Source organism: Desulfitobacterium sp. (genome assembly GCF_035539115.1).
Lineage (GTDB): Bacteria > Bacillota > Desulfitobacteriia > Desulfitobacteriales > Desulfitobacteriaceae > Desulfitobacterium_A.
In genome coordinates, this window is sequence record NZ_DATLJA010000039.1 from 41,224 (window position 1) to 48,297 (window position 7,074).

Consider the following 7,074-nt stretch of genomic DNA (forward strand, 5'->3'; position numbering starts at 1 on the left):
ATTATGAGTCGGAGATTAGCGCGCGAAACTGCGCTCCAAGTTTTATTTCAACTGGATGTGAGCGAGGAAAAGTCCGAGACCGAAAAGATTATTCGGCACTGGTCTGAAGAATTCGCCGTCCCTGAGCAGAGTATTCCTTTTGCTCAAGAACTCGTAACGGGGACGTTAGAGCACCAAACAGAAATTGATGAAAAGCTGAGCACCTTGTCTGAGGGATGGGGCTTGGCACGAATGGCTAAAGTCGATCGGAATCTATTACGCTTGGCAACTTATGAAATCCTTTATTGCCCTGAAATTCCAGGAAGAGTCACGCTCAACGAAGCGATCGAGATCGCTAAGATCTATGGGAGCGCGGAGTCCGGGAAGTTTATCAATGGAATTCTTGATAAGATTGTAACGGGAGCGCAGAAAACGGAAGAAAAACGCTAATGCCCTACTATCTTGGAGTTGATACGAGTGCCTATACCACTTCTTTAGCGATTGTTAATCAAGCAGCTGCGCTTCAATGGGAAGATCGGAAAATCCTCAAAGTCCCGGCAGGTGAGCGGGGACTTGCCCAATCTGAGGCTTTCTTTCAGCACGTTCAAAACTTGCCAAGCTTGGTAGCCGAAGTCCCGACCAATTTATGGGCGGGTTTAGCCGGTATTGGCGTAAGTACTGCTCCCCGTGCCGTGGAGGGGTCGTACATGCCGGTTTTCACAGCGGGTTATTGTGTGGCTTCTACGTTAGCATCAGGTCTTCGTCTTCCCCTTTATCTGACGAGTCATCAAGAAGGACATTTGGCAGCAGGAATGGTTTCAGGAAGATTAACAGAAAATCAATTTCTAGCTATCCATCTTTCCGGAGGAACGACCGAGTTATTACGGGTGGAGAAGAAGAAACCCGGGAAACTCGAAACTCAGCTTCTCGGAGGAACAACCGATTTACATGCGGGTCAATTTGTTGATCGAATTGGGGTTCGTCTTGGACTTTCTTTCCCTGCAGGTAAAGAATTAGAGCGCCTAGCTCAGAGTGCAGATTCAGAAGCTGCCTCACTCCTTCCATCAGCAGTCAAGGGTTTTGAGGTAAGCTTTTCCGGAGTGGAATCTGCAGCCCAGCGTTTGATTGAGCAACATACCCCACCTGCTCAGGTTGCAAGAGCAGTTGAAGGGTGTATTGTTCGAACGATTAGTAAACTTCTGCAAGCAGGGATCGAAGAGACTGGAATTAAACACTGTTTAATTGTTGGTGGAGTCGCTTCTAATCAATATATTCGTTCGGAATTAGCCCGGCGTCTAGCGCATAAAACTCAACTCTATTGGGCGGAACCAGAATGGAGCCGAGATCAAGCTATTGGGGTCGCTCTTCTGACGTCTCAAGGACTTTAGAATCAACACATGATTTAGTGAAATGGGCGAAATATAGAACTAAAATGACGAGGAAACAGAACGAAGACCTTACAAGGATTAAGGCTCAACCTTAATTTTTGCAAGGTCTTCGTTATACTAACAGAAAGCATAAGTTTGGGGCAGATAGCATAAGTGCAACCAGCGGTTTCGCTTTCCTACGATGAATGCGGTTAAGTTCGGCAGGATAAGGCGACTAAGGCCCCCGCTTTGGCGCTGACCAAGTCTTCTTTATCGCTGAAGCTCGGCGAAAGCCGGGTTTTCTTTAATAGAGTTTTCTTTATCGTTTTAAATATTTTCTATATTTAGGAGGGTTAATGTGAAAGAAGAAGTTCGTCGTATTCAAGAGGAAACATTGGCTGAACTCAAAGGGTTAACCTCTTTGGAAACACTCCAAGAATTGAAGGTAAAAGTTCTTGGCAAAAAGGGATCCTTAACAGCGCTGCTTCGGCAGATGGGGGGCCTAAGCGCAGAGGAACGCCCGATTTTTGGACAAGTGGTGAATGAGGCGCGCGATGTTTTGGAAAAGGCCTGGGCGGAACGAACTCAGGAATTAGAACAAAGCGCCCTCCAAAGACAAATCGAAGTGCAGCGCTTAGATATCTCCCTTCCCGGGGTGAGTTCGATCCGAGGACATCAGCACCCTTTGACTCGTGTCATCGAGGAAATGGAAGACATCTTTTTAGGAATGGGCTTCGAGATCGCTGAGGGACCGGAAATTGAGACTGATTATTATAACTTCGAAGCCTTGAATCTGCCTAAGGAGCATCCGGCTCGGGAAATGCAAGACTCCTTCTACATTACAGAGGAAATCTTGCTAAGAACGCAAACCTCCCCCGTGCAGGTTCGAACCATGGAGAAGGTATACCCGCAACTCCCGGTCAAAATCATTTGCCCAGGAAAAGTCTATCGCAAGGATGACGATGCAACCCACTCTCCGATGTTCCACCAAGTGGAGGGGTTAGTGGTGGATAAAGGAATTCGAATGTCAGATTTGAAGGGAATCCTGCTTAATTTTTCACGGCAAATGTTTGGGGAGTCTCGGGAAATTCGCTTACGTCCAAGCTTCTTCCCCTTTACGGAGCCTAGTGCGGAAGTCGATGTCTCTTGCATGTTGTGTGGAGGATCCGGATGCCGAATTTGTAAAGGAACCGGCTGGATTGAAATTCTCGGTTCAGGGATGGTTCATCCTAAGGTCTTGGAAAATGGCGGTTATAATCCGAAGGAAGTCACCGGCTTTGCCTTTGGGATGGGCGTCGAGCGGATTGCTATGCTCAAGTATGGAATTGAAGATATGCGGCTCTTATTTGATAACGATTTGCGCTTTTTGCAACAGTTTTAAGGAGGCAGGGGTATGAAGGTTAGTTTGGAATGGTTAAGCGAATTTATTAATGTCAAGGTTCCAGCAGAGGAATTAGCCGAGATCCTGACTCGAGGCGGGATCGAAATCGGAGGAATAGAGCATTTAAATCAAGGACTAGAGACGATCCTCGTGGGTGAAATCGAACGAATGGAGCATCATCCCAATGCGGATAAGCTCTGGGTGTGTGAGGTTAACCTTGGAAGTCAAAACGTTCAAATCGTGACCGGCGCTCAGAACCTTCTTATTAAGGATAAAGTCCCGGTAGCTACCCATGGCACAACACTCCCGACGGGGCAAAAGATCCGCAAGTCAAAACTCCGCGGGATAGAATCGAACGGAATGCTTTGTTCCACGGAAGAACTTCTCCTCGATGCAAGTTTAGGGGATCCTCGGAGCGAAGGCGGAATCATGATTCTCGCTCGAAAGACTGTTATCGGGAAAAGTCTAGGTGAATTAATTCAAGGGGATACCGTTCTCGATCTTGATCTTTATCCGAACCGCCCCGATTGTTTAGCGATGATTAACGTGGCGCGTGAAGTTTCTTTTTTGACTCGTGAGAAAGTCCATTTAAACCGCTGGGCCGAGACCGAGCAAGGTCCAGACTATCCAACAGATTCGGAAACGAAGCTGATCATTGAAGAACCGGAACTTTGCCACCGCTATGCAGCGCTTTTGGTTGAAGATGTCAAGATCGCACTTTCCCCGGCATGGATGCAAAAACGCTTAAGGGCTGCAGGGATTCGGCCAATCAGTAATATTGTGGATATTACCAACTATTGTATGCTGGAAATGGGACAACCGCTGCATGCTTTTGATCGGGATAGGGTTTCCGGGGCAGTTCATGTTCGTCGAGCATCTCAGGGCGAGAAACTTGTGACCTTAGATAATATCGAGCGAACGCTTGATCCCGAAATGCTTCTGATCGCGGATGATGTAAAACCTCTCGGACTAGCCGGAGTAATGGGGGGACTCAATAGTGAAATCACAGGCGCAACAACTCGAATTTTGGTTGAGTCTGCCCATTTTGACACTGTTAGTATTCGTCGAACAAGTCGCCGCTTAGGGCTGAGTTCAGAAGCAGCAAACCGCTTCGAAAAGGGAATTAATGTCGCAGGAATTGCCGCAACTTTAGGACGGGTAAGTGAGCTTATCCTTGAATTAGGCGCTGGACGACCTGTTGGCTTTATAGATGAAAGCAAGTATGTAGTAGAACCGAGGACTGTGGTTTTAACTGTGGCCAAGACGAGTGATGTTCTCGGGATGAGTTTCACCCTTGATGAAATCTCTGAGGTTCTCGAGCGTCTTCAATTTCCGTACGAACATCGAGGGGAAGGTTTTGTCGTAAAAATCCCGTCTTACCGGTCGGACATCCAAATTGAGGAGGATATGATTGAAGAAGTAGCTCGTTTAACTGGGTACGATCGGATCCCAACCACTCTTCCACAAGGAAGTCAGACGCAGGGCCGGCGAACCCCAGAACAGGAATCTCGGCGCAAGCTTCGCCATTTACTGGTGAACTTGGGGCTGAATGAAGTCATTACGTATTCGTTTAACCGTCCTGATGCGGATGAGCTGTGGGGACATAGCGATCGTGCGATTACTTTGATGAATCCGCTGCGTGAGGAGTTAAGCGTGATGCGCACATCCTTGATTCCAGGGTTGTTAGATCTGGCAGCTCGAAATGTGGCCCGGAGGAATCTGGATGTTCGCCTTTTCGAGATGGGCAACGTGTTTTGGGCAACTGAACACCCCTTGACCAAATTACCGGAAGAAAAACTGCGTCTGGCAGGGCTTCTCTATGGTAAGCCCTCTCGTCATTGGCTGAAACCTGTAAGCGAATATAGTTTCTATACCGTGAAGGGGTTAATCGAAGCATTAGCTCAAGAGTTTGGCCTAAAACTTAAGTATGAGGTCCCTCAGGAGACCGTGTTACTCCATCCAGGTCGCTCCGCGGAGATCTATCTTCAAGGTGAGAAAATTGGATTCATGGGTGAGATCCATCCAGCTCTGGGCAAAGACTCCGGTTTAGAGCATGCTCTTGTTTTTGAGTTAGCGCTTGAATCTATATTTGCCGCAAGTGATTCGAGTATTCGGGCGACTTCGATTCCACGTTATCCAGCAGTCCAACGGGATTTAGCCGTGGTTGTCGCTAAAAAAGTACCCGCTCAGGCCGTAATGGCAAGGATTCGCAAGCTCGGGGGAGAGCTTTTGGACAACGTTGATATTTTCGATGTTTATACAGGCAAGCCGATTCCCGAGGACCACAAGAGCTTAGCTTTTGCCTTGCACTACCAATCTTTGGACAGGACGTTAATGGATGAAGAAGTGACATCCTTAAATTCTCAGATTCTTAAAGGAATTGAGCAGGAATTTGGAGCTGAGTCGAGAAAATAAATTGGAGAAGAATCCAAGAAGTGCGAGAATCGTGAGAAACGCAGGTGGCTTATGTCGAAAGAAGATGGCAAAGTAACTGTGGAGATTTTTGGCGAAACGTATGTCCTTCGCGGTACCGAAGATCCGGAGTATATCCAGAAATTAGTGCATGAAGTGGATAAGAAAATGCGATTGACTGCCCAGCACTTTCCTCGTTTAGCTGCGCATCAAGTTGCAATTCTCGTTGCGCTTAATTTGGAAGATGATTTGGAGAAACTCCAGGAGGAACAGGAAACCCTAATGCAAATGTTAGGGGAGCAAACTGAATAGAGAAAAATAGAATGGGTTGATTCAAAAAGTTAAAAGGAATTCCGCATCAAAGGGTGCGGAATTCGCTATTTTTATACTAACAGAAACTTCCATGAACCTGCCGATTCACAGGGAGGTATGAAAATGTAGTCCATTTTCGTAAGAAAAATATTAACTGGCAAACAGACGTACTTAAATTCTGACGTTTTAGTTGGCTTTAAAACCCTCGTGGGATGTGACTTAGATAAGAACTAGAGATATTGACAAAAAACCTCCTCAAAAAAGGGTATAAACGTCCCATGGTCCCAAAATGTGGGTTTAGGTATTAACTTTCAATAGGGTTTTTGCTACTTTTATGCTGCTCGAAAGAGTATCGTCTTACGGTCATAAATCGCCTGTACCGCAAGTCGTCTTAATTCTTGATCGCCCTTTTGGAATGAAGTATTCTCTGGCATGATGTATCATGCCAAGGATTAATCGGCTCAAATCGGTCAGGCGAGAAGGTATGCCTCTACCCGTTTTTGTCCACGTACAGTCAGTTTTTTGTGATGTAATACTCTATCAAGCAAATTTGATTCTAAGGCGAAATTCAGTTCCACTTGCTTTCTGAACTTTTTAATGTACCCGAAATCTTTTGCTTCTCGTTCTTCTTGTTCAACGATTTATCTGCAAGTTTGTATGACATAACGTTATCATTCACTGATTTTGAAAGCTGGTCATAAGTCTTATAGAATCCGATTTCCCCAAACGGCTCGTCTACCATGCTAGCCAACCATTGTAAACTATGGTCGCTTTCGGGACACCGTTGCGATGGAATACTAAGCAGTATTATTGACGGGGAAAAAAGATGAAAAAAATCCAGTCTGAAGGCAACCTTGATAAGGCACTTGGCCTCGTGTAAATGATAATGTAAAAGTGGTTCTTTCCACGGTTAGTTGAGGACACGCTTTTTTTCTAGCCATAACAATTTATTCCTTAACATCTCAAAACTATTGCGTCCATACATTATCCTCTTTACAACCTTAAGCTTATTTACACTACCTTCAGCAAGTCCATTATTATATTCATATTGAATGGCATTTTTCACAGCTGTAATATCTCGGGTTATGCCGTTTATAAATGAAGTTATTTCACGGATATTTAAGCTGGATGCCCTATGGATCCATTGTTCAATTCTGTTAACATTTTTATCCGCCAATATTTGCTTGAATTCAGTAACGATGTCGATGAGTTCCTTATACCGGGGATATTGACGATTCACTCTGTCTAAACATTCGTTGTCCAGTCCTTTGATTTTCTCCAACTTTTTGAACACTAATTTTATTAACGATTTACGTTCCACTCATTTGGTATTTCCGGGTGCTCTAGTATTGGCATTGTCAGTATTCTGAATCCGCTTTTTCAGGCGTGCCCTATAATTTCTGAGGGTAGAGGAAGAACCCGTATACCCTTTTTGACGGATTTCTGCTTCAATCACAGGCGAGGCAACGCCTTGATCAATAAGCCCATTTATTTCGCCTAGGTATGGATCTAAGATGCTTTTTCTCTTAACACTATAACTTCCATGAAGGGCTGTTACACCTTCATCTAAATATCGTGTAACCGTCTGCCTCGATAATTGGAGCTCTTTGGAAATTGCTCGTA

6 protein-coding genes and 1 pseudogene are annotated in these 7,074 nt (G+C 45.3%); 5 read left to right on the top strand and 2 right to left on the bottom strand.

Features of this window, described 5'->3' with window-relative positions; translation table 11 throughout:
* Positions 1-3 precede the first annotated feature (3 nt).
* From nusB to VM640_RS07265, 5 genes are all read left to right on the top strand, one after another.
* Positions 4-429 (top strand): transcription antitermination factor NusB, encoded by a 426-nt coding sequence (gene nusB, locus VM640_RS07245; protein WP_325390759.1) that lies wholly within the window; start codon positions 4-6, stop codon positions 427-429.
* Positions 429-1,367 carry a Kae1-like domain-containing protein gene (locus VM640_RS07250; RefSeq protein WP_325390761.1) on the top strand — a complete coding sequence of 313 codons (939 nt, stop codon included), beginning with the start codon at positions 429-431 and terminating at the stop codon, positions 1,365-1,367. Before nusB ends, VM640_RS07250 begins: the two co-directional genes overlap by 1 nt.
* A 337-nt stretch (positions 1,368-1,704) precedes the next feature.
* Positions 1,705-2,727 carry a phenylalanine--tRNA ligase subunit alpha gene (pheS, locus tag VM640_RS07255; RefSeq protein ID WP_325390763.1) on the top strand — a complete coding sequence of 341 codons (1,023 nt, stop codon included), beginning with the start codon at positions 1,705-1,707 and terminating at the stop codon, positions 2,725-2,727.
* 12 nt (positions 2,728-2,739) lie between these two features.
* Positions 2,740-5,142, top strand: a complete 2,403-nt coding sequence (pheT, locus tag VM640_RS07260; protein WP_325390765.1) for a phenylalanine--tRNA ligase subunit beta — start codon at positions 2,740-2,742, stop codon at positions 5,140-5,142.
* 51 nt (positions 5,143-5,193) lie between these two features.
* Positions 5,194-5,451, top strand: coding sequence for a cell division protein ZapA (locus VM640_RS07265; RefSeq protein WP_325390767.1), 258 nt, complete (start codon positions 5,194-5,196; stop codon positions 5,449-5,451).
* Positions 5,452-6,361: 910 nt separating this feature from the next.
* Here VM640_RS07265 and VM640_RS07270 read toward each other — a convergent pair.
* A complete protein-coding gene (locus VM640_RS07270; protein ID WP_325390769.1) occupies positions 6,362-6,745 on the bottom strand; it encodes a transposase in 384 nt (127 codons plus the stop codon).
* Between the two features lie 27 nt (positions 6,746-6,772).
* Positions 6,773-7,074 (bottom strand): annotated as a pseudogene (locus tag VM640_RS07275) (hypothetical protein); the annotation flags it as partial.